19 protein-coding genes are annotated in these 20833 nt (G+C 35.3%); 6 read left to right on the top strand and 13 right to left on the bottom strand.

From position 1 onward, the window contains the following. The first annotated feature begins 201 nt into the window (after positions 1-201). The 3 genes from A7A78_RS14570 to A7A78_RS14560 all read left to right on the top strand — a co-directional run bounded on the left by A7A78_RS14570 (position 202) and on the right by A7A78_RS14560 (position 2192). On the top strand, positions 202-660 hold the full coding sequence (locus A7A78_RS14570; RefSeq protein WP_068763198.1) for a tail fiber protein: 459 nt from the start codon (positions 202-204) through the stop codon (positions 658-660). 84 nt (positions 661-744) lie between these two features. Then, positions 745-1476 (top strand): carboxypeptidase-like regulatory domain-containing protein, encoded by a 732-nt coding sequence (locus tag A7A78_RS14565; protein ID WP_068763197.1) that lies wholly within the window; start codon positions 745-747, stop codon positions 1474-1476. 32 nt (positions 1477-1508) lie between these two features. Continuing rightward, complete coding sequence (locus tag A7A78_RS14560; RefSeq protein WP_068763196.1) at positions 1509-2192, top strand: cell division ATP-binding protein FtsE; 684 nt, start codon at positions 1509-1511, stop codon at positions 2190-2192. Positions 2193-2212: 20 nt separating this feature from the next. Here A7A78_RS14560 and A7A78_RS14555 read toward each other — a convergent pair whose 3' ends face one another. Next, on the bottom strand, positions 2213-3880 hold the full coding sequence (locus A7A78_RS14555) for a S8 family peptidase (protein ID WP_068763195.1): 1668 nt from the start codon (positions 3878-3880) through the stop codon (positions 2213-2215). A gap of 111 nt (positions 3881-3991) precedes the next feature. On the opposite strand from A7A78_RS14555, the gene A7A78_RS14550 reads away from it, so the two are divergent. Continuing rightward, positions 3992-4888, top strand: coding sequence for a glycosyltransferase family 2 protein (locus tag A7A78_RS14550; protein WP_068763194.1), 897 nt, complete (start codon positions 3992-3994; stop codon positions 4886-4888). Then, complete coding sequence (locus A7A78_RS14545; protein ID WP_068763193.1) at positions 4881-5810, top strand: glycosyltransferase family 2 protein; 930 nt, start codon at positions 4881-4883, stop codon at positions 5808-5810. The genes A7A78_RS14550 and A7A78_RS14545 overlap by 8 nt, the downstream gene beginning before the upstream one ends. On the opposite strand, the gene A7A78_RS14540 is transcribed toward A7A78_RS14545, so the two are convergent. After that, positions 5793-6206: a sugar 3,4-ketoisomerase gene (locus A7A78_RS14540; RefSeq protein WP_068763192.1), complete on the bottom strand. Its 414-nt coding sequence runs from the start codon at positions 6204-6206 to the stop codon at positions 5793-5795. The genes A7A78_RS14545 and A7A78_RS14540 overlap by 18 nt on opposite strands. Next, on the bottom strand, positions 6196-7338 hold the full coding sequence (locus A7A78_RS14535) for a glycosyltransferase (protein WP_131811159.1): 1143 nt from the start codon (positions 7336-7338) through the stop codon (positions 6196-6198). The genes A7A78_RS14540 and A7A78_RS14535 overlap by 11 nt, the downstream gene beginning before the upstream one ends. Before the next feature lie 144 nt (positions 7339-7482). Here A7A78_RS14535 and A7A78_RS14530 point away from each other — a divergent pair, with 144 nt between their 5' ends. Next, a complete protein-coding gene (locus A7A78_RS14530) occupies positions 7483-8616 on the top strand; it encodes a glycosyltransferase family protein (RefSeq protein ID WP_068763191.1) in 1134 nt (377 codons plus the stop codon). Positions 8617-8630: 14 nt separating this feature from the next. Here A7A78_RS14530 and A7A78_RS14525 read toward each other — a convergent pair whose 3' ends face one another. The 10 genes from A7A78_RS14525 to typA all read right to left on the bottom strand — a co-directional run bounded on the left by A7A78_RS14525 (position 8631) and on the right by typA (position 20749). Continuing rightward, positions 8631-9380, bottom strand: a complete 750-nt coding sequence (locus tag A7A78_RS14525) for an acyltransferase (RefSeq protein WP_242649285.1) — start codon at positions 9378-9380, stop codon at positions 8631-8633. Next, positions 9377-10855 (bottom strand): O-antigen translocase, encoded by a 1479-nt coding sequence (locus A7A78_RS14520; RefSeq protein WP_068763190.1) that lies wholly within the window; start codon positions 10853-10855, stop codon positions 9377-9379. Before A7A78_RS14520 ends, A7A78_RS14525 begins: the two co-directional genes overlap by 4 nt. A 48-nt stretch (positions 10856-10903) precedes the next feature. After that, the gene (locus A7A78_RS14515) at positions 10904-12190 is read right to left on the bottom strand and encodes an O-antigen translocase (protein ID WP_068763189.1); all 1287 of its coding nucleotides are present in this window, start codon (positions 12188-12190) and stop codon (positions 10904-10906) included. Further along, positions 12191-13291: a DegT/DnrJ/EryC1/StrS family aminotransferase gene (locus A7A78_RS14510; RefSeq protein WP_068763188.1), complete on the bottom strand. Its 1101-nt coding sequence runs from the start codon at positions 13289-13291 to the stop codon at positions 12191-12193. It lies immediately after the preceding gene. Continuing rightward, positions 13288-14265 carry a GNAT family N-acetyltransferase gene (locus A7A78_RS14505; RefSeq protein WP_068763187.1) on the bottom strand — a complete coding sequence of 326 codons (978 nt, stop codon included), beginning with the start codon at positions 14263-14265 and terminating at the stop codon, positions 13288-13290. Before A7A78_RS14505 ends, A7A78_RS14510 begins: the two co-directional genes overlap by 4 nt. Before the next feature lie 53 nt (positions 14266-14318). Then, positions 14319-15809: a sulfatase-like hydrolase/transferase gene (locus tag A7A78_RS14500; RefSeq protein ID WP_068763186.1), complete on the bottom strand. Its 1491-nt coding sequence runs from the start codon at positions 15807-15809 to the stop codon at positions 14319-14321. Further along, on the bottom strand, positions 15806-17293 hold the full coding sequence (locus A7A78_RS14495) for a sulfatase-like hydrolase/transferase (RefSeq protein ID WP_068763185.1): 1488 nt from the start codon (positions 17291-17293) through the stop codon (positions 15806-15808). The genes A7A78_RS14500 and A7A78_RS14495 overlap by 4 nt, the downstream gene beginning before the upstream one ends. Then, complete coding sequence (locus A7A78_RS14490) at positions 17283-18677, bottom strand: nodulation protein NoeA (protein WP_068763184.1); 1395 nt, start codon at positions 18675-18677, stop codon at positions 17283-17285. Before A7A78_RS14490 ends, A7A78_RS14495 begins: the two co-directional genes overlap by 11 nt. Next, positions 18661-18864 (bottom strand): hypothetical protein, encoded by a 204-nt coding sequence (locus tag A7A78_RS14485; RefSeq protein ID WP_068763183.1) that lies wholly within the window; start codon positions 18862-18864, stop codon positions 18661-18663. Before A7A78_RS14485 ends, A7A78_RS14490 begins: the two co-directional genes overlap by 17 nt. Positions 18865-18955: 91 nt before the next feature. Further along, positions 18956-20749, bottom strand: coding sequence for a translational GTPase TypA (typA, locus tag A7A78_RS14480; protein WP_068763182.1), 1794 nt, complete (start codon positions 20747-20749; stop codon positions 18956-18958). Positions 20750-20833: the final 84 nt, after the last annotated feature.

Below are 20833 nucleotides of genomic sequence, written 5' to 3'. Positions count from 1 at the left end.
ATTTAACTTTAAATGTAGCTTTCGGCGATACTGTAAATTTTTAAGGTTTAATTAACGAATGATTTTTAAATGAATTTCTTAGCAATATAACGGCGCAAAAGTGAAATAAGTATTTAATGCAGAAGAGATTTTAACATATGGCGAAACGCTTTAAAAAATTACCGTAATTTTAAAACTTTACAAATTCTAAAAGCATTGTTTATGAACAGATTATTGATTTTCGCCATTATTTTATTTTCTCTTTCGGCCACAGCACAACGCAATCCATTCGCGAATCTTACTGAAAAAAATGGCAAAATAGGAATTGGCACAACCTCTCCAGACGAACTTTTAACGGTAAAAGGGAAAATTCACACCCAGGAAGTATTGGTAGATCTGGACGGTGCTGTTGCACCCGATTATGTGTTTGAAAGTCATTTTAATGGTTTTTCGGAAATGATGCCAGAATATAGATTGATTTCTTTGGAAGAATTGGAATCATTTTTAAAAGAAAATAATCATTTGCCAAACGTTCCTTCTGCCGCAACGATGCAGAAGGAAGGAATTTCATTGAAAGAAATGAACCTTATTTTACTCCAAAAAATTGAGGAACTTACGCTTTATACGCTCCAACAACAAAAGGAGATTGATGCGTTAAAAGAAAAAATTTCAGAAAAATAAATAAGTTGGCGACATTCAGTTGCAGTTTGAAGTAATTCAAATTACTTTTGAAGAGTCCAAATACAAACCCAAAAAACTAGGCACATGAAAAATAAGGCGTTTTTTTTAATGTTATTATTCCTATTAAGTTTTTTTTCTTGTAAGCAAGACGATACTGACGAAGTTTGCACAAACGATTGTACTACAATTCAAGGGAAAATTATACGTGCTGATAATAGTGGGATAGAAGGCGTAAAAGTTACTTTTTCATATATTATATCAACTCCAAATTATAGTATAAGAAATATTGCAGATGGATATACTGATCAAAATGGTAATTATAGCTTTAGTGGTTATATAAAGGACAATGAGATAGATTTAACCAAGAATTTCAAAATAACTATAGATACTTTAAAAGTTCAGTCTTCTCTTAGTAATGCTTTTTTGAAAACAAATGAGATGCCAAAGGAAATATTATCGAGAACAGACAATATAGTGATTGAGGGGTTTCAAACTAGACCTGAAACAATTAATGTAATAGATTATATTGTACCTTTTAAAACCGATCTAACTATAAATCTCAAAAACTTTGAACCAATAATTGACAATGATTTATTTGGATTTGAATCTCGAGTTGAATATGGTTTTAGAGAGCAAATGGCTTTAACTATGAGTGTAAATGCTAACAGTGCAAATACTCAATTTAACATTATAACTGGAACTGGCGAAAATGCAATTAAGGTTCGTAAAATAAAAAATGGTTCCCTTTCAAATTACAATGAAACAATAATTATTAACGAAACACCTTCCAATATTTCGTTAGATTTCGAATATTAAAATTTAATTAAAAGCTAATCTATATAACCACAATGGCTGATCACGTATTACATTTAAAAGACGCTTCCATTCTTCAAGGAGATAACTTGGTACTTTCTGACGTTTCCGTTTCAGTTGAAAAAGGCGAATTTGTCTATTTGATTGGAAAAACCGGAACGGGAAAAAGTAGTTTTATGAAAACGCTTTATGGCGATCTTCCGCTTCAAAAAGGCGAAGGGAGTATTGTAGGTTATGATTTGGCAACTCTCAAAGAGAAAGACATTCCTTTTTTACGAAGAAAACTGGGCGTTGTTTTTCAGGATTTTAAACTGTTGAATGACCGTACTGTGAGCGACAACCTGCGTTTTGTTCTTACCGCAACTGGCTGGAAAGATAAAGCGGCAATGGAAAGCAAAATAAACGAAGTGCTGGATAAAGTTGCAATGAAAACAAAAGCTTTTAAATATCCTTACCAACTTTCGGGCGGAGAGCAACAACGCGTTGCAATTGCGCGAGCACTTTTGAACGACCCCGAACTTATTTTGGCAGATGAACCAACAGGAAACCTAGACCCCCAAACCAGCGTTGAAGTGATGGAGGTTTTGAGAGAAATAAACAAAAACGGAAACACCATTTTAATGGCTACCCACGATTATGCCTTACTTTTAAAGTATCCCTCCAAAACTTTAAAATGTGATGAAAACCAGATTTTTGAAGTGGTGCAGAAAACAGTTTAAAAACATTCCTTTCAAAAAAATCAATCATTTAAAATACTTGGATTGCGCAATTTTAGCTCACATTCTTTTTTGAGCGATGGATCAATCTTTAGTTGAATTTTTCCTTTTGAGTTTGGTTTTAAAATTGTGTTTTCAGAAATTACAATTCTTTTTTTTGAGGTTAATTCCAATGTCGCGTCTTTTGTGAATTGTTGGTTTTTCATTACTACTTCAGAAAGAGAAGTTAGCTTAAAATCCCACCTGCTGAAACGCTGGTTTTCAATTTTTACGGGTTCTTTTTCGGCAAACATATCGAAGACCATTTCCACTGCCCTACCTGTATTCAACATTCCTGAGCCATACATTCCTGCATAGGGTTTATTGGGTTCTACATCGTCAATATTAGTTGAGGTAAATTTGATGATAGTTTCCACCTCTTCCGCAGGAAGACACGGATAGAGCGAAAACATTAGGCCAATTGTTCCAGTTACCAAGGGAGCCACTCCCGAGGTTTGATTAAATTCACTCATTACAATTTCATTGTTCATCACCAATTTACTGTATCTAAAAATACCAGTGGAAGGTGCAACAATATCTATAGCGCTATTGATGTTTCGGATACTTATTGGGTAGAGATATGGAACTTGGGTAGTGTCATTATCTTTGAAACCTGCATTGAGCCCAATGTAATTGCGAATATTTTGAACGTAATACAATCCTTTGTCTTTCTCAATTTTAATATTTTCCCAATAGTTTTCATAGCGATGTTGCGCCGAAGAAACCGCAATCACTTTATCATAAGAAGCAGGATAATACAAGGATTTGCCTCTCGTTTTTGAAAAATCCGGATTATGGCCTACTGCTACTATAACTGTCCCGTTTTCCAGAATTTCATAAACAGCTTGTTGGGCAGTTTCATAATAACGTGAAGTTCCCCAACTACAATTAATTACTTTTACGCCCATTTTAGAAAGCTCCACTAAGTTTGCCAAAGTAGTAATATGCATAAAATGGGTAGCATATATACTACAATCATAACATACCCCAGGAATACCGTAAGCATTATTTCCTTGTCCCGCCGCGCTCTCTGCAACTGAATAACCATGTCCTTTTACAAGAGATGATTTGCTTACAATTTTAGTTTTTCCGGCAAATTCGATGTTTAAGGAATCTATACCTCCATCTGAAATTCCAATAATTACATCCCGAGAACCCGTTGTGTAATACCAAGCTTTCGGCACTTCCATAACATCCAGATAATCGAGATTTACCTGCGCTCCTAAATTTTCTCCAATAGTACTTGTAAGACCATAATCATTGGGTTCGAATATTTTTTTGTCTTCTTCGGCAATCAATTCGCCAAACTCAAAAAGATGGGAGGCATTTTGCAATAAATCTGTCATCAGCGCTTCTTTGTCAGCAACCACGAAAAACGTCTTTTTAAGGTTTTGCTTTTTCGCGTGTTTCCATGTTTTTTTAAATGTTTTTATTTTGTAGTTTTTTAATGCTGCTTTTAACCTAGCATCATTTCCTGAATAAATTAAATAGTCTCCATTTTTTTCAAAGGAAGGCGTAAAGGAAGTATCACGAGCGCGCAGATAAAACCAAGCATCTTTCTGTGCATTGACTGTAAACGAGGAAAGGACAATTAAAAAAAACAATAAATTTCGCACGAGAAACACTTTTTCACAAGATACTTCTTTTTTCAAAAATGGCTGGCATTGATATTTTTCAAATTAAATCAGGATATAATTTTTCTGCATCCCAAAAAGATTACTGTATTTTAGCTAAATTCTTCGAGCTTAAAATGAAGAAATTAAATGATTTCCATCCTTATCCCAACATACAATTACAATGTAGCGCCATTAGTAGAAGATTTGCACAAACAGTGTGGGGCTTTAAAAATTGACTATGAAATATTGGTTTTGGACGATGCTTCAACCAATAAAGTTTCTTTGGAAGAAAATTCAAAAATAAATTTTTTGACGCATTCCACTTTTGAGGTTTTGCCACAAAATATTGGCAGGAGTAAAATTCGAAATCTTTTAGCGGAAAAAGCAAAACACAATTGGGTGCTTTTTTTGGATGCAGACACTTTTCCTTCAAATTCAGAGTTTATAGAAAAGTATGTAGCAGCATTTTCGAAGGAAAATTCCGTTGTTTTTGGAGGAATTAAATATCCAGAGAAAAATGCTGAAAATTTCAGTTTAAGACATAAATACGGAAGCGAACGCGAAAGTCTGCCACTTCCGGAACGAATTAAAAATCCGTACAGAAGCTTTATAACAATGGGGTTTGCTATTAAAAAGGAAGTATTTAAATCTATAAAGTTCAACGAAAACCTTTTGGGTTATGGCTATGAAGATTCCGTATTTGGGCATGAACTTCAGAAAAATAAGATTCCATTGCTGCATATTGACAATCCAGTACTTCATTTAAATCTTGAAACCAACGAAGATTTTTTAAAAAAATCTAAGCTCGCACTTCAGAATTTATTGGATTTTTATGAAGCTGGCGTGATTGATGGAGAAACTGTAAAAATCCTTAAAACATATTTAAAACTTAAAAAAAATAATCTCCTTTTCGCAGTTCGACAGTTTTATAAGATTTCGGAAAAGCTTATGCTTAAAAATTTAAATTCCCCAAAACCATCGCTTTTCCTTTTTGATTTATACCGCTTGGGTTATCTTAGTTCTCTTAAACAGAAAGATGCCTAAATTTTCGGTTGTCATATCGGTCTTTAACAAAGAAAAGTATATTGCCAACACATTGAAAAGTGTTTTAGCACAGACTTTTACGGATTTTGAAATCGTTATTTTAAACGATGGCTCCACAGACAATAGTGAAACTGAAATTTTAAAATTTAACGATCCCCGGATTCGTTATTTTTCAAAAGAAAACAGCGGTGCATCTGCAGCCCGAAATTTTACAATACAGCAAGCCAAAACGGATTATATAGCGTTGATGGATGCCGATGATTATTGGTATCCTTTTTATTTGGAAGAGCAAAACAGATTAATAAGTAAGTTTCCGAAAGAATCAGTTTTTGCCACTGCAACTGAAATAAAACGAAACGGAAAAACTTTCACAAACAGTTATACCATTAAAACCTTTGGGAAAGATTCAATTCTTGTGGATTATTTTGAGGCGAGCCAGTTAGATTCCATTCTGCACAGCAGTTCCACTGTTTTGAAAAAATCGGTTTTTGAAGATGTGGGTTGGTATGACCCAAAAATAAAGAGCGGCGAAGACACAGATCTTTACGTGCGGATTGGGCTTAAACACAAAGTAGTTTTTAGTCCAAAAGTCTGTGCCACCTATATAGTGCGAAAAAACAGTTTGTTTAAAAGCGTCAGAAATCTGGATGAAAAAGCCAATTTTGAGGCTTATGAAATTTACGAAAAAGACAATCCCGCGCTTAAAAAATTTCTGGATTTAAACAGATATTCGCTTTGTGTTTTGGCTAAAATGGAAGGAAACCACGAAGCTTTTCAGAAAAACTTTCAAAAAATAAACCAAGAAAACCTCAGTAAAAAACAACAGTTTCTGCTGCGTCAAAACAAAACCATTTTGAAATATCTTTCAAAAACAAAAGATAATTTGGAAAAATTAGGGTTGCGTTTAGGAACTTTTAAATAACTGAAAATCTTCGTATTCCCTAATATAATCATCTTCCAAAAATTTTCCGGAAGAAAGTACCAAACATACAGCCCCGGAAGAAAAATTTTCAAGTTCCCGCCATATTCCAGTAGGTATCAACAATCCTTTATTTGGCTTATTGAGCGTTATTGATTTTTTATTTTCGCCATCATCCAAAACCACTTCAAAACTCCCACTTAATGCAATCAAAAATTCCTGTTGCTCTTTGTGGGCGTGCCCCCCGCGATAGGCATCGCTTGGAACATCGTACAAATAATACACTCTTTCAATAGAATACGGCAAAAAATCGCCCTCAATAACCGAAAGATTTCCGCGGGGATCCGTGATTTTTTGAATGTCAATTAGATCTATATCTTCAATTTTTTTATAAACCATCCTGTAATAATTTGTTCCATTTTTCACCAATGCTTTTCATTGAAAACCGCTCAACTGAAGATTTTGTGTTTTTCTTCAAAGTTTCATAAAGTGCATCATCAAAACATACATCTTGAATTGCTTCCGCAAATAAAGGTAAACTTCTTTCCGCAACCAGCAAACCGTTTTTTTGATGCTTTACAATTTCTGAAGGCCCAGATATTATATCTAATGAAACCACGGGAGTTCCCAAAGAAAGTGATTCTACCAATACCATTGGAAAACCTTCATATTTACTTGTTAGCGTTGCACAACGGGCATTTTTAATGATTTCAAAAGGAGTATTGGTAAAAGGTAAAAATAAAATCTGTTTCACGCAGGGTTTTGATGCTGCCAGATTTTGAAGTATTTCCTTATCCTTTCCATCTCCCAAAATGACGAGATGCACATCTTTTTCCCAAACTTTTGATTGCGAAAAGGCTTCTATTAAAAACGAAAAATCCTTTATTGAATCATCAAGTCTGCCGTATGAAAGTATGTATTTTTTATTTTGAAGTATGTTGGGAAACTCACCAATTTCGTTTTCCCAAGTAGGATTGTAGGCATTATGGATTGTCAACGAATTGTCAATTCCTTCCTTTCTCAAAATCTCGTTTTCAATATATTTTGAAACCGCAACATTCAAAAGATTTTTTTTGCAAATTTTTGAAAACGCTGCGGGATTTTCAGTGAGATATTCCGTTTTTTTGGAACTGTGCGTTACATAAATTTTTTGCAGTTCACGATACATAAATTTGGAGTAAAACAACTCGCGCTCAAAATTATTTTTCGGTCGGTGGTCTATAATTACATCAAAATTTTCCTTTTTTAAATAATTCCGAAACTTCCGAAAACGCAGCAATCGTTTCACCATTGAATCTTTTTCGGTTTTCATTTTGCCCAAGTTCAGCATTTTTCCGCTGTATGGGTAATCAATTTCATCGTTCAAAATCACTACATGCACCTCGTGCCCGTGTGCATCCAACATTTGCGAAAGCATAGCGCAGGACCGCTCCAACCCGCCTTTTGCAAGCGAAATGGAAACAAGACATACTTTGAATTTCTTTTCAGCCACCATCGCCATTAATTGTGTATTTTTGGTTGCATAAGGCAAATATAACTTTATAAGAGTACTTATATCCGAAGGTTTATGAAATTTAACCACAAAGTTCGTAAAGGTTTTCCACAAAATTCAAAGAGAAATATTTGTGAATTTTGTGGCTTTGCTTTGGGTCTTTTGCGTTAAAAAAAAAGAAATATGAAAATACTTTTGGTGGGCGAATACAGCAGGTTGCACAATTCCTTAAAAGAAGGATTAATCGCGCTTGGGCATACTGTAACGCTTGTTTCAACAGGGGATGCTTTTAAAGGGTATCCTTCTGACGTTTTACTGAAGCCAAGATATAATTCAGGAATTTCCAAGAAATTGAAGGTTGGTCTGTTTAAACTTTTCGGACTGGATATTACTTCACGATCCTTGAAAAAACAATTTTTTCAACAACAAGAAAAGTTTAAAGGTTTTGATGTTGTTCAATTAATAAACGAAAGTCCGTTCGGGATTTTGCCCAAATACGAAAAGGAAATTATTTCAATTTTAAAAAACAACAACTCAAAGCTTTTTCTACTTTCCTGCGGCACGGATTATATCAGCGTGAAATATGCCTATGAAAAAAAGTTTCGCTATTCCATTTTTACGCCTTTTTTTGATGGGAAAATTTCCGAAAAAGAATTTTTTCCCGTCCTGAAATATTTGAAACCCGAATACAAAAAATTGCACGATTTTGTTTTTGAAAATGTGGATGGAATAATTGCTTCCGATTTGGATTATGATATTCCGTTAATTGGGAATGCGAAATATTTGGGACTTATTCCAAACCCAATAAATACTGAAAAACTGAAATACCACCCACTTCCCATCAAAGAAAAAATCATCATTTTTCACGGTGTCAATCGGGCGAATTATTTCAAAAAGGGAAATGATTATTTTGAAGCCGCACTTGAGTTAATTCAAAAAAAATATCCTTCAAAAGTTAAAATCATTTCAACTGAAAATATTCCGTATTCAGAATATATTGAAAAGTATAATTCTGCACATATTCTTTTGGATCAAGTTTTTGCTTATGACCAAGGTTATAACGCCCTGGAAGCAATGGCAAAGGGAAAGGTTGTTTTTACTGGGGCTGAAAAAGAATTTCTGGACCACTATAATTTAAAAGAAGATGAGGTTTGCCTAAATGCACTGCCAAATATTGAAAAATTGGTAGAAAAATTAAGTTGGTTAATTGAAAATCCTGAAATGATTGAAAAGATTGGAAAAAATGCCAACTTTTTTATAGAGAAGCAACACAATTTTAAAAAGATAGCGGAAAGCTATATTGAAGCTTGGCAATAGCGAAGAAGTGCTTTTTACGCTATAACCACAGATTTTTCTAACATAGCCTGTTCTCCTTTCCAATCCCGGACAATGCCTTCTTTTAAAAGTTTAGCCGGCATGCCGCCAATCAAAATATTATTGCCATAAGCAGTATAATCTTTATTGCACAATGAGTTTGAAGCCACAATACACTGTTCTGGTGTAACGGTACCTTTCATAATTGTTGTTCTATTTCCAATCCAAGTGTTGCTGTTTAAGACAATTGGGGCGGTCATTGGCAATTTTGTGTTGCCTTTTGTATCAATCATTTGATGGATGGTGGTATCAATAAGTTGTGTTTGGTAGCCAATGCGGACAAAGTTTTTTATTACAATTTTTTCTTTGCAAATCACTTTTATGTCTGAGCCGAGACAGGAAAAATGGCCCATTTCAAAATAGGCGTTTTTGGCAATTTGGATACATACATCTTTTCCAATCTGAACATTTCCTTTGCATATAAAAGTACCATTGAGTGAAAGTTCAGAAACGCCTTTGCTTGTTGTGGGAAACTCAAATGATTTTCCAAAGCCAATCATTCCTTTACTAATAGGGGCATCTATAATAAATTCACCTTCAATACTTGAAAGTTTCAGTTTTCCATAAATAAATACTGGAAGTTTTTTTGCTATTGAATTTGGAAATTTTTTATAATTGAAATAGTAGGTCTTAATCCAATTGACAGCCCTATAATAATGATATTTACCTTTAATTTTTCGATATATCTTCTTCGTAAATTCTATCATTTTTTTCTTTTGAAAATCTTAGAAAACAGTTCTTTTATGTCCATCTTTTTGTCCAATTGAATATATGAAAATACAAAAGAAAACACTGCCAATATTGAAAGGCTAATATATTTTAAGAATGGATTTTCAAGATATGTCAACAAAAAAGCGCAACTACACACCAAGATGCATACACTGAATATGGCATAAAACCCTTTTTCAAAATAAAAATTGTAATAATACTTCGTTATAATCCGTACCCCAATAAAGTGAATAATATAATAAATAAGGAAACTAATGCCCAAACCTTCAAGTCCGCCAAAATAGTAACCCAGAATATTGCCCGCCAAGAGTAAAGTATTAAAGCCAATGGCTGTTTTAATAAAGATTTTGGAATCTCCTTTCGCAATAATAATATAGCCCATAGCAAAAGAAACCGCTTTAAAGGCCATCCCTAAAATGCCCCAATTTACCATACTAATTATTGGAGTGAACTCTTTGGAATACAAAAGAACTATAATTAAAGGAGCAGCGATCAAAAACACAACAACAATTGGCGTAATAAGCAAAATGGCAATATAAGCCTGCTCAAAAACGGTTTTGCGTACTTGTTCAATTTTATCGGAAATTGCAGCTAACCTTGGGAAGTAATCAGTCCCCATTGCATTAAAGACGAGACCTACATAGGAGTTTAATATCACAAAGCCAGCATTGTAAAATCCCACTTGGGCTATCCCTCCAGTTTGGCTTATAAAAATCTGGATTAGATAGGCTACCAACAGCCCTATCATGGCGCTTATACTCAGCGTTACTCCTAAGTAAATCATTGGCTTACCTTCAGAAAAAGCTTGTTTATTTGAAATTTCTACTTTTTCAGTTTCAGTATTTTTTGCATAATAAAAGGTGAAGATAAAGGCTATAAAAGAGGATATTATTATAGCAGGAACAATAGCATCTACCCTATAAAAATAGTACAGAGGAAGCGTTATTATTAATCCAAAAAGATTTCCGTATAAATTGGCCTGTGCTAGCTTTTTTAATTTCCGAAGGCCTTGTAAAATTGCTAATTGGCCACTTGAAAGCTGTTTGAACAAAAGTGCAATAGAAATCCAAACAAAGGAAAAAGTATATTCTTTACTTTCAAAAGCAAATTCGCTCAACCACGGTGAAGCTATAATCATAACCAAAGCTCCAAAAACTGACGTAAACGAAACCAACCTTTTTAAAATTTGAATAGTTCGCGAAACATTTTGAGGGTTTTCAGAATTAAATGAAATGTCTTTAACAGCGCTTTTGTCAAGACCAAAATCGGTCATCCCGCTTATAAGCCCCAATGTTGAGGTAAAGAGTGCCGCAATTCCATATCCAGCAGGACCAATCCAAAGGGCAATAAATTTTGAACGCACTATAGAAACAAGAATATTGAAAACCTGAACACCCCCAAAAAGCGATGTGGCCTTCATTACCTGTCTATATGAATTTTTAGATTCTAGCATGCATTAAAATTGTTGTAACACTTTTTAAACTACACTCAATATATAACTTTAAGATTTACTTTTTTGCTTTTTAAAATATCTAAACACCAAAAAAGAAACAACAAAAAAATAAAGAACATATCTAATAAAATGTGCCATTACTACTCCTTCAACACCGTAAATGCCGGCGAGATAATAGGAAAGAATATAGAAAAGCGCTAACGATATTATTTCTGAAAATATAAAGTTGCGCACCATTTTTTTTGCCAAAAATTGGTAGACTAAAACAATAGCTGCCAACCGGACAAAATCACCCAAAAGCTGCCATTTAAATAGTGGGCCCATTGCGTGAAAATCTGGATATATAATTTGGATTACGTAATCCCTCAAAAAATAAATAAGCAACATCCCTACGCCAAAAAGAGGCAGTAATGTTTTGTAAACATTGAAAAGCTCTACTTTAAAGTCAGTTTTATTATGGATGCCAGCGAATTTTGGAAGCACATATAATGTGAAGATAGCACTGGAAAAAACCATATAGTTTTTGGATATATTCGTCATTGCGGTCCAGATTCCCGCATCTGCCATGGTGATTCGTTTTTGTATCATCACCCTAATGTCTATTTCAACATAATTCAATAAAACGGTAGAAAAGAAAGACATTAACGAGAAAGCCAATAATTCCTTCGCCAATGGTATTTTGAACGTAAGTTTTGAAAACTGAACGTATTCGCGAAGCACTTTTACAAAAATAAAAAGCAATACAGAAAATTGTAAGGCGGGAGTAATAGCAATGGCAACCAGCGCACCATCAATATTATTTGTTAGTAATAGAACAACGGTAAGAATGGCACTTAAAATATAACTGAAAAGATCTATTCCAGCCAATTTTTTGTATCGCGAAAGTCCATTAACTATACCGTTAAAAACACGGTACATACTAATAAATGGTACAATGACCGCCAATAATTTTATGAGATAAATATAATCGGGAGAATCAAAAATAGTGTTGCTTAAATAATCAGCCCCAAAGAACAGTACCAAAGAAACCAGTAGTGTTCCAAAAACCGTGAAAACAAAAGTTGTGGAAAAAAGTTTTTGCAGTTGCTCTTTGTCCTCTTTATATTCTGCAACATATTTCACTATACCACTAAAAATACCCACGGAAGCAAAAGAGCTTAGTATTTCCAAAAGATTACGCAACGAACCAATTTTCGCTATTCCCGCTTCGCCAACCATCAACGCCAGCATACGCTGAATAAAAAACGAAATGACCAGCCGCACAACGATAACCCCAGCATTTAAAGAAGTCATCTTTAAAAGTAGATTACCGCGTATAGATTGGGGAATTTTCAATTAATAGCTGTTTAAAACTGATATTACCTTTTTCACATCGCCCTCACTAAGCACGGGGCTCATGGGAATGCTTACAACTTCATTATGGATTTGTTCTGTTATAGGAAATTTTAAATGGGAATATTCCGAAAGTGCCTGCTGCTTGTGCGGTGGAATAGGATAATGGATCAAATGGCCAATTCCGTTTCGGTCCAAATGTTCTATAAACGCATTTCTGTTTTGCACGCGAACCACGAAAAGATGGAATATGTGATTTTCACTGCCGTCGTAAAGCGGAAGTGTGATTTTTTTATTTTTTATTTCAGAAATGTACTTTTTAGCAATTACTCTTCGCTTTTCATTATCAGAATCTACGGTTGGCAATTTTACATTTAAAAACGCAGCCTGCAGTTCGTCAAGCCGTGAGTTGAAACCTATAAGATCACTGACATATTTTATGGAAGTGCCATAATTTCTTAGCTTTTTGATTACTTCAGCCAAGGCATCGTCATTTGTGGTAACGGCTCCCCCATCGCCCATCGCACCGAGGTTTTTGGTGGGATAAAAGCTGAAACCTGCAGCATCGCCTATATTTCCTGAGCGTTTTCCATCTTTTGCTTTTGCGCCATGGGCTTGGGCGGCGTCTTCAATCACCAACAAATTATTTTCTTTGGAAATTTTTAAAATTTCTTCCATTGGCGAAAGTTGTCCGTATAGGTGCACCGGCATTATCGCTTTTGTTTTTTTTGAAATAGATTTTTGAAGTGACGCCAAATCGAAATTATAAGTCGCAAGGTCCGCTTCCACCAAAACAGGTTTTAAACCAGCTTGTTTTATCGCCAAAATTGTTGCGATATAAGTATTTGAAGCCACCAAAACTTCATCGTTTTCCTTTAGTTTTCCAAGTATTTTATAGCCTTCCAAAATCAATCGTAGCGCATCCAAGCCATTGCCGACGCCTATGCAATGCGTTGTTCCACAATAACGCGCGAAATTTGCCTCAAATAGTTTCACTTGGCTTCCCAGGATATAATATCCAGAATCCAAAAACTGCTGAAAACTGTTTTGAAATTCTTTTTCAAATCGCTGGTTGATTGCTTTTAAATCTAAAAATGGAATCATATAAATATGGCTTCTAATTTTTTATAATCTGCTGTTTTCACTTCATAAAATGATTGTGAAATACTTCGGGCTCCAAAACATTCTTTCCAATATAGCAATCCTTCATTTATATTCTTTCCTTGATTTTCATTTGAAGTTCCAAAATCAAAATACCTCTTTTCCTTGAAGCGTTTGTTTATTAAATATTCAAACAAAAAATCCAATGTTCCCAACTGCTGTTTATCTTCATTTGCTGAAATATATTGCACGTGCGCTACATTTTCGGTTTCAAAAATGTTCGCTCCGCCTACAATTTCATCATTTTTATATACATTAAATTGAAGTATGTTTTTTGGAAAATTGCTCGCCAGTTCAGTTATTTCACCCACCGAATGAACAGGCAATGCATTGTGGCGCAACGCCAAGTTGGGAGCTAAAATAGTATTCCAAAAGGGCTCAAAATCATTGCTTTCCTCAATCCTTAAATTATTTTTCTGTGCTTTTTTAACGCCTTCCAAACGATTTGATGCGATTTTCAAAGGATGCTGTTTTTCTATCACACTTAAAAGATCAACTCTTAAAAGCCTTGCTCCAACTAAAAAAAGCAGGTAATCCATTTCATCGGAAGGGATTGAATTGTAAATACTTGGAATTACTTTTAACTGAAGTTTTTCAATTTTATTTTCGTCAAGCCACTGAAGTACATTTTTAAAAATAGCGGCCACTTCCTGAAATTTTACTTTTTCATTAAGCAACAATCCGCCGTATGTTAACCCTTGGTGGCTGAACAATGTTTTTTCTGAAATATTGGCCGGCAATAGCCCAACCACTTTTTCATTTTTAAAGATCAGTAAAGAATGGTCCTCAAATCTATCGGAATGATATTCCATGAAATCACGATGAAACAGGAATGTAACATTTTTTGCATTGCGCAAAAAAGTCTGCCAAAGCAATTTATCTTTCGAGGTATATTTTTTTACGGAATAATTAGCCAAAGCTTTTTATTATGTTTAGGAATTGAACACTTAAAGTAAATTAATAGTGCAAGTTAGATTTTTTTGCATTCAACGTCTCCTTTTTCGTCTATATATTCATATATTCCCTCAGCTGCTCCTTCTTTTAAGATTAAATAGCTTTTGTCTTCTTGAAGGTGTTCCAGATATTTTTCATCGTTGCCCAGATATGAAAATAAAACACGGAAAACATTTACACAACTCTTTAAATTTGAATCGCTGGAAGGGATTTCATTGTTGGGCCAACGGATAGACAACATTACGCTAAAAGCACTATAAATACTATTCCGATCGGTAGTTTTTTCATAAAGTTCATGGGTATAATCAAGCCCCACAAAACCGCCGTGGTCCGCCATAATCATTATTAAAGCATTGGGATCTTTTTCAACAATAAGGTTTACCATTTTTTTTATTTTCACATTGGCAATTTTCCTTTTTTCAAGCCAATGCTCCCGCTCTTTCTCCTTTCCCATCGAGGCAGCTTTTGTACTGGATATGTGACTGGGTTCAAATATTTCGATAAAAAAGAAATTTCCGTCATCACTTTTCGAGGCAATGGCGTTTTCCAAATCGGGATATACATCCTTTACAACATTGAACCCTGTAGTGATATAGGGAATTTCGGCATAAGTGAAGTTGCTGAAATCATAGCCCACTTTTGGACGGTTCACCATTAAATACGGATGCTCGGTAATAAAATGTGTTTTATAGCCATTATTTTCGAAAATTGTAAGCACTGCATTTTGGGAAATAATGTTTCTTCGTGCATTGATCATTTCCTTATAATCAGTGTTTTTATTGTAATAATGGTGCTTCATCATAAACGTAGCACTGTTGGAAGTTAAGGTGGAAATATAATTGCTGCGGAAATTGGGGTAATTTTTAAAATCGTTTTCTTTCAAAAAAGTTTTAAAATCTGAATCGTCCACGTTATAAAACCCCTTTTCAAGTTCAGAAAAATTTACGTAACCATCAGGCTGGATGTAATAGATATTCGGCTTTTTCTGAAATACAACCTCTTCAATATTGTCTGGCTGTTGTGTCCATTCGGAAGAATAATTCAAATATTTCATTAAAATCGGCACTAAACCTATAAACCCAATTACGGCCAAAAGCAGTTGGACGGCGAGCCATTTTTTAAAATGTTTATGCAAAAAATAAGTTATTAAAGCAGAAATAATAAAGATTCCCAATATTATTTTTCGTTCAACATCGGTGTATAAAATGATTTTTATAAAAAAGAAAAAAACAAAAACATTAAAAAAGGGAAGTACATATTTTCCCCATTTTCCTAAAAAGGAAAGATTGGACAGCCATTTTAAAACGAAGAATAAAACTATGGGAAAAAGCAAAAAAAGAGCAAAAAAATACCCAAACTGCTCCCATGAATTGATCATTCCAAAATTTCGGGAATAGTAAAAAATCAGCGGATATAAACCAGTTGCAACCCCTATAAAAAAGGGATTAGATGAAATATTGCCCAAAACCTTTTTGGTGTTCTTCTGTGTATTTTTAGATTTTATCATTTCTTATTAAAAACCACATTGCCCTCGTTGTCCAAATATTCATAAACCCCCTGCGGAGCGTCAAAATTGATGATTATATAACTTTTGTCAGGCTGCAAGTTTGCAAGATACGAAGGTTCTTTACTAAGATAAGCGGTAAGAATACGAAACAAGTTCACTGAAGTTTTCAATTTATTGTCAAATTCAGGAACTTCCCCATTTGGCCAATGAATGGCGAGAATGGTACTGAAAATGGAGTTTACAAAATCTGGACTGGTATTTTTTGTGTATGATACGCTAGTGTTGGTCATTCCCACAAAACCACCGTGGTCTGCCATAACTATTATCAAAGCCTCGGGGTCGTTTGCGAGTATGGTTTTTGTGAGTTCCGTTAGTTTTTTGTTTGCTTCCCTTAAACTTTCAATATAGTGTTCACGTTCGCCTTCCACTCCTTTTGAATCTGCCAATTTATTGGTGATATGCCCAGGATTGAATATTTCCACAAAAAAGAAATTTGGTCCTTCGGGATAGGTTTCTAAATAGTTTTTAAAGGGTGCAATTACATCTTTAGGATCTCCAATTCCCGTAGTTACAAAATTGATTTCCTTGCTTGAAAAATTGCAAAAATCATAACCCATTTTTGGTTTGTTCGTCAAGAAATAGGGCTGTTCCGTAAGAAAAAAAGTGCGGTACCCATTGTTTTTCAAAATGCGGAGCACGCTATTGTCGGAAACAATAACATTACGCGCATCAATAGTTTCGGTAAAATCTGACCCGTTGTTGTAATAGTGGTGCTTCATCATAAACACTGCGCTATTGGTGGGCAATGTTGCTGCATAATTACTTCGGAAATTGGGGTAATCCTTAAAATTGTTTTCCGCTAAAAAGCTTTCAAACTCGGCATTTTCAATATTGTAATTTCCTTTTTTCAATTCCGAAAAATTCGCATATCCATCGGGCTGAATATAGTAGATGTTTGGTTTCTTTTTAAATGTGGCAGCCTCAATATTGTCCGGCTGCTTCATCCATTCTTTTGAATAATTTAGCTGTTTTAAAACTACTGGCGTTAACGTGAAAAGACCGATCACCGCTAAAATCAACTGAAAAACAATTATTTTTTTGAAAAACTTACGAAGCAAAACCGTTAGCAAAACAGCAATCCCAAAAACAATAAACATTCGCATCCAGCTAAAACCGGCGTAGAGCGCTACATTCAGATATGAAAAGAAAAAGAAAAAATTTAAAAAAGGAAGTACGAAAGGTTGCAATTTTTTAAGAAAACCAATTCCCGATATTTTATGTGCAACAAAAAATACAACGCAGGGAACCAAAAGAAACAGTGTTACAAAATACCCCAAGTGCCCCCAGGAATTTATCATTTTGTAATTGTTTGTGTAGTAGAATAAAAGTGGGTAAAGTCCAGCCGCAACAGCCGTAAGCAAAGGATAGGCTTTCCCGTTATTTAAAAAATTCGAGAAAAAACCTTGCTTCTTTTTATACTTCATTATTTTTGTTTTTCAGAAGATACAGCAAACGTTTTGTGCCTTTTACGACCTCCTTTTTTTCTAAATCGAAATATTTAAGATACCCTTTTTCAAATTCCGTTTCGTTGTAAAAATCGAAGTGGTTTATGAATTCGCGTTTGCGAACCAAAAGTGATTGCGCCCAAGAATCCTCACGGGTCGGGAATTCAATGATAAGATTTTTTGAAAAGGAAGCAAAAAACGAAGCCGATTTTTCAAAAGGAACATTGCCCGAAAGTGTGATGTGGTGAATTAAAGCCAAAGCCATCGTGACATCCGGCGCATAATCCGCCAAACGCTCAATTAAGGAATTGCGCTCCGTATTGTTGAAACCGATGCCCGGTGCGGGTTGCAAAACATCACAAACAAAAGGAAGCATATTCGTCTCCTTATTCTTTTGAAGTTGTTTGTAGTTATAATCCACCGCGTTGCTGTCAATATCGGTAACGATTATATGCGGCACACTGTCAATTACCGTTCGTGCAAAAGTTCCATCATTCCCTCCAACATCAATCAGTTTTTGTGGCGATAATGGCTTTATCCATTCTTTTATAAGCGTTTTTTTTGCTTCAAAAGCGGCTTCATCATAATTTGTTTTGTTGTAATAATCGCCCCATTCGCTGGCTTCTTTTAGCGTTAAACCTTTTATGTAATCATAAAGGCTTTCCAAAATATTTTCCTGCGATTTTTTTGAAAGGGTCGCAATTTTGGTTTCGGCTTTGTAGTCTTCACTGTGCTTGCTTTCCATTTTGGCGAGCAAGTGAATGTTTGGATAAAGTATTGAACTTAGCTTGGAACGTGTTGGCAACATTGAGGCAATCAATTTCACGGGAATTCCATCAATGTGCGTTTGCATCATTTTGAAGATTTCGGTGCCGTGGTATTTTGACAAAACCAACGGTCCAAAAAAGTGCGTTATGAATTGTTTGTAAGCGCGCCACGGTGTTCCTTCTTCATAAAAATCGAAAGAAAGGGTATCTATAAAAACAGGTTTTCCTTTGTGAAATGTTACGTTGTAAGCAGAGGCATCTTTCAAAATAAACCCTTTTGAAAGCGCGTATTTCTGAATTTTTAAAGTGTGAAGTGCGGCGTGTTTGTATTGCTCAAAGCTCCACTCATAAGGATTGGTAATGAATGGAATTTCTTCCGGAGTGATGATTATTTCTTCCGAAGAAACCGAGGTTTCCTCATGCGATATAAGCAAACCGTTCGAAATTAGGTTTTTAAAAAAACCGCTTTCTTTCAGTTTATTGTATTGTGGAAAATATATAGGTTTAATGGCCCTTCGAAGGGTTTTTCCATCATAAAAAATATATCCAGAAGGATCTCGGAATGAAGCTTGGTGTGCGTCAGTTTTTTTTGTCATCTGTATTGGTGTCTTCCTCTTCAATGTCAATTGAATCGTAAGTATCTTCCTCTTCTTTTACCAATCCGAAAAAAGATTTCACCTTATACATAACATTTTTTGAAAAAAGCAAAATGCCAGCTGCTGCTGCCACTACCGCCTGTACTATCATTGCTCCCAGCCCTGGATCGAAATAAAGAAAATTCATACCTATTGTTTTATACTACGTTTGCCTTTCGGCGATAACAAATTAACTAAAAATCGCCGAGTTTATTGAGTTGCTCAGCGATTTTCTTTTTTTACAATTTATTTCTTTTGCGATCCACTTCTTTCAAATAGATTTTTCGAAGCCTTAAGTGGTTTGGGGTAACCTCAACATACTCGTCTTTTTGAATGTATTCCAAAGCCTCTTCCAAAGAAAATTTGATAGCTGGAATAATCCTTGCTTTATCATCAGCTCCAGAGGAACGAACGTTTGAAAGCTTTTTGGTTTTAGTGATGTTCACAGTCATATCATCCTGACGGCTGTTTTCTCCAATAACCTGACCTTCGTAAATATCTTCGTTAGGATTCACAAAGAAACGTCCACGATCCTGCAATTTATCAATAGAATATGGAATAGCCTGGCCTAATTCCATGGAAACCAAACTTCCGTTTTGTCTTTCTGGAATTCCGCCTTTCAAAGGTTGGTATTCCAAGAAACGGTGTGTCATAATAGCTTCCCCGGCAGTTGCGGTAAGCAATTGGTTACGCATCCCAATAATTCCACGGGATGGAATGATGAATTTACATACCATTCTATCACCTTTGCCTTCCATACTTACCATTTCACCTTTACGTATGGTCACCATATTAATGGCGGTTCCACTTACATCTTCCGGTAAATCGATTGTCATTTCTTCAACTGGTTCACATTTAACTCCGTCAATTTCTTTAATGATAACCTGTGGTTGACCAATTTGAAGTTCATAACCTTCGCGACGCATAGTTTCGATCAAAACCGAAAGGTGCAAAACCCCACGGCCAAAAACCATAAATTTATCTGCACTGTCCGTTGGCTGCATGCGCAACGCAAGGTTTTTCTCCAATTCCTTTTCAAGTCTTTCCTTAATATGGCGAGAAGTGACAAACTTTCCATCTTTTCCGAAGAAAGGCGAATCATTAATTGTGAAAAGCATGCTCATCGTTGGCTCATCAATAGCGATGGTTTTAAGTGCTTCGGGGTTTTCAGCATCAGCAACTGTGTCACCAATTTCAAAACCTTCCAAACCAACCAAGGCACAAATATCTCCAGCTTGTACCTCTGCAACTTTTTTACGGCCCAAGCCTTCAAAAGTGTGAAGTTCTTTTATTTTTGATTTTGTTTTAGAGCCATCCCGCTTCACCAAAGTAATTTGCATTCCTTCTTTTAAAACACCTCTTTGCAAGCGACCGATCGCGATACGACCTGTAAAGGATGAAAAGTCCAAAGAAGTGATCAACATCTGCACGGTGCCTTCCTCCACTTTTGGCGATGGAATGTGTTCCAAAACCATATCAAGCAAAGGCTCAATATTATCGGTTTGGTTTTTCCAATCCTCGCTCATCCAGTTATGTTTCGCAGAACCGTAAACGGTTGGGAAATCGAGCTGCCATTCTTCAGCACCCAATTCAAACATCAAATCAAAAACGGACTCATGAACATCATCTGGCGTACAGTTTTCCTTATCAACTTTATTAATAACAACGCAAGGTTTCAAACCAAGGTTAATCGCTTTTTGCAATACAAAACGGGTTTGTGGCATTGGCCCCTCAAAAGCATCAACCAAAAGCAAAACCCCATCGGCCATGTTCAATACACGTTCTACTTCCCCACCAAAATCGGCGTGACCAGGAGTATCGATAATGTTTATTTTTGTGTCCTTATATATAACTGAAACGTTTTTAGAGGTAATAGTAATTCCTCTTTCGCGTTCCAAATCGTTGTTATCCAGGATAAGTTCTCCAGTATTTTCGTTTTCACGGAAAATACTACAGTGGTGCATAATTTTGTCAACCAATGTGGTTTTACCGTGGTCAACGTGGGCAATAATGGCGATGTTTTTGATTTTCATAACAATGCTCCTTTTTTTAAGAGGGTGCAAAAGTAGTGTTTCTAAGTGGATTAGAAATAAAAGTTGGGTGTTTATTTTAGTTGA

This window comes from Aequorivita soesokkakensis, assembly GCF_001641085.1.
In the GTDB taxonomy this organism is placed as follows: Bacteria; Bacteroidota; Bacteroidia; order Flavobacteriales; family Flavobacteriaceae; genus Aequorivita; species Aequorivita soesokkakensis.
Note: the sequence above shows the minus strand (reverse complement) of the source record. Positions and strands in the feature narration are given on the sequence as shown.

Bases quoted from the DNA above. Each gene is read 5' to 3' on its own strand.
- A7A78_RS14570 (WP_068763198.1), top strand. From the start codon at position 202: ATGAACAGATTATTGATTTTCGCCATTATTTTATTTTCTCTTTCGGCC.
- A7A78_RS14540 (WP_068763192.1), bottom strand. From the start codon at position 6,206: ATGGTTTATAAAAAAATTGAAGATATAGATCTAATTGACATTCAAAAA.
- A7A78_RS14490 (WP_068763184.1), bottom strand. From the start codon at position 18,677: ATGACAAAAAAAACTGACGCACACCAAGCTTCATTCCGAGATCCTTCT.
- A7A78_RS14550 (WP_068763194.1), top strand. From the start codon at position 3,992: ATGATTTCCATCCTTATCCCAACATACAATTACAATGTAGCGCCATTA.
- A7A78_RS14565 (WP_068763197.1), top strand. From the start codon at position 745: ATGAAAAATAAGGCGTTTTTTTTAATGTTATTATTCCTATTAAGTTTT.
- A7A78_RS14545 (WP_068763193.1), top strand. From the start codon at position 4,881: ATGCCTAAATTTTCGGTTGTCATATCGGTCTTTAACAAAGAAAAGTAT.
- A7A78_RS14510 (WP_068763188.1), bottom strand. From the start codon at position 13,291: ATGATTCCATTTTTAGATTTAAAAGCAATCAACCAGCGATTTGAAAAA.
- A7A78_RS14485 (WP_068763183.1), bottom strand. From the start codon at position 18,864: ATGAATTTTCTTTATTTCGATCCAGGGCTGGGAGCAATGATAGTACAG.
- A7A78_RS14530 (WP_068763191.1), top strand. From the start codon at position 7,483: ATGAAAATACTTTTGGTGGGCGAATACAGCAGGTTGCACAATTCCTTA.
- A7A78_RS14495 (WP_068763185.1), bottom strand. From the start codon at position 17,293: ATGAAGTATAAAAAGAAGCAAGGTTTTTTCTCGAATTTTTTAAATAAC.
- A7A78_RS14525 (WP_242649285.1), bottom strand. From the start codon at position 9,380: ATGATAGAATTTACGAAGAAGATATATCGAAAAATTAAAGGTAAATAT.
- A7A78_RS14520 (WP_068763190.1), bottom strand. From the start codon at position 10,855: ATGCTAGAATCTAAAAATTCATATAGACAGGTAATGAAGGCCACATCG.
- A7A78_RS14560 (WP_068763196.1), top strand. From the start codon at position 1,509: ATGGCTGATCACGTATTACATTTAAAAGACGCTTCCATTCTTCAAGGA.
- A7A78_RS14500 (WP_068763186.1), bottom strand. From the start codon at position 15,809: ATGATAAAATCTAAAAATACACAGAAGAACACCAAAAAGGTTTTGGGC.
- typA (WP_068763182.1), bottom strand. From the start codon at position 20,749: ATGAAAATCAAAAACATCGCCATTATTGCCCACGTTGACCACGGTAAA.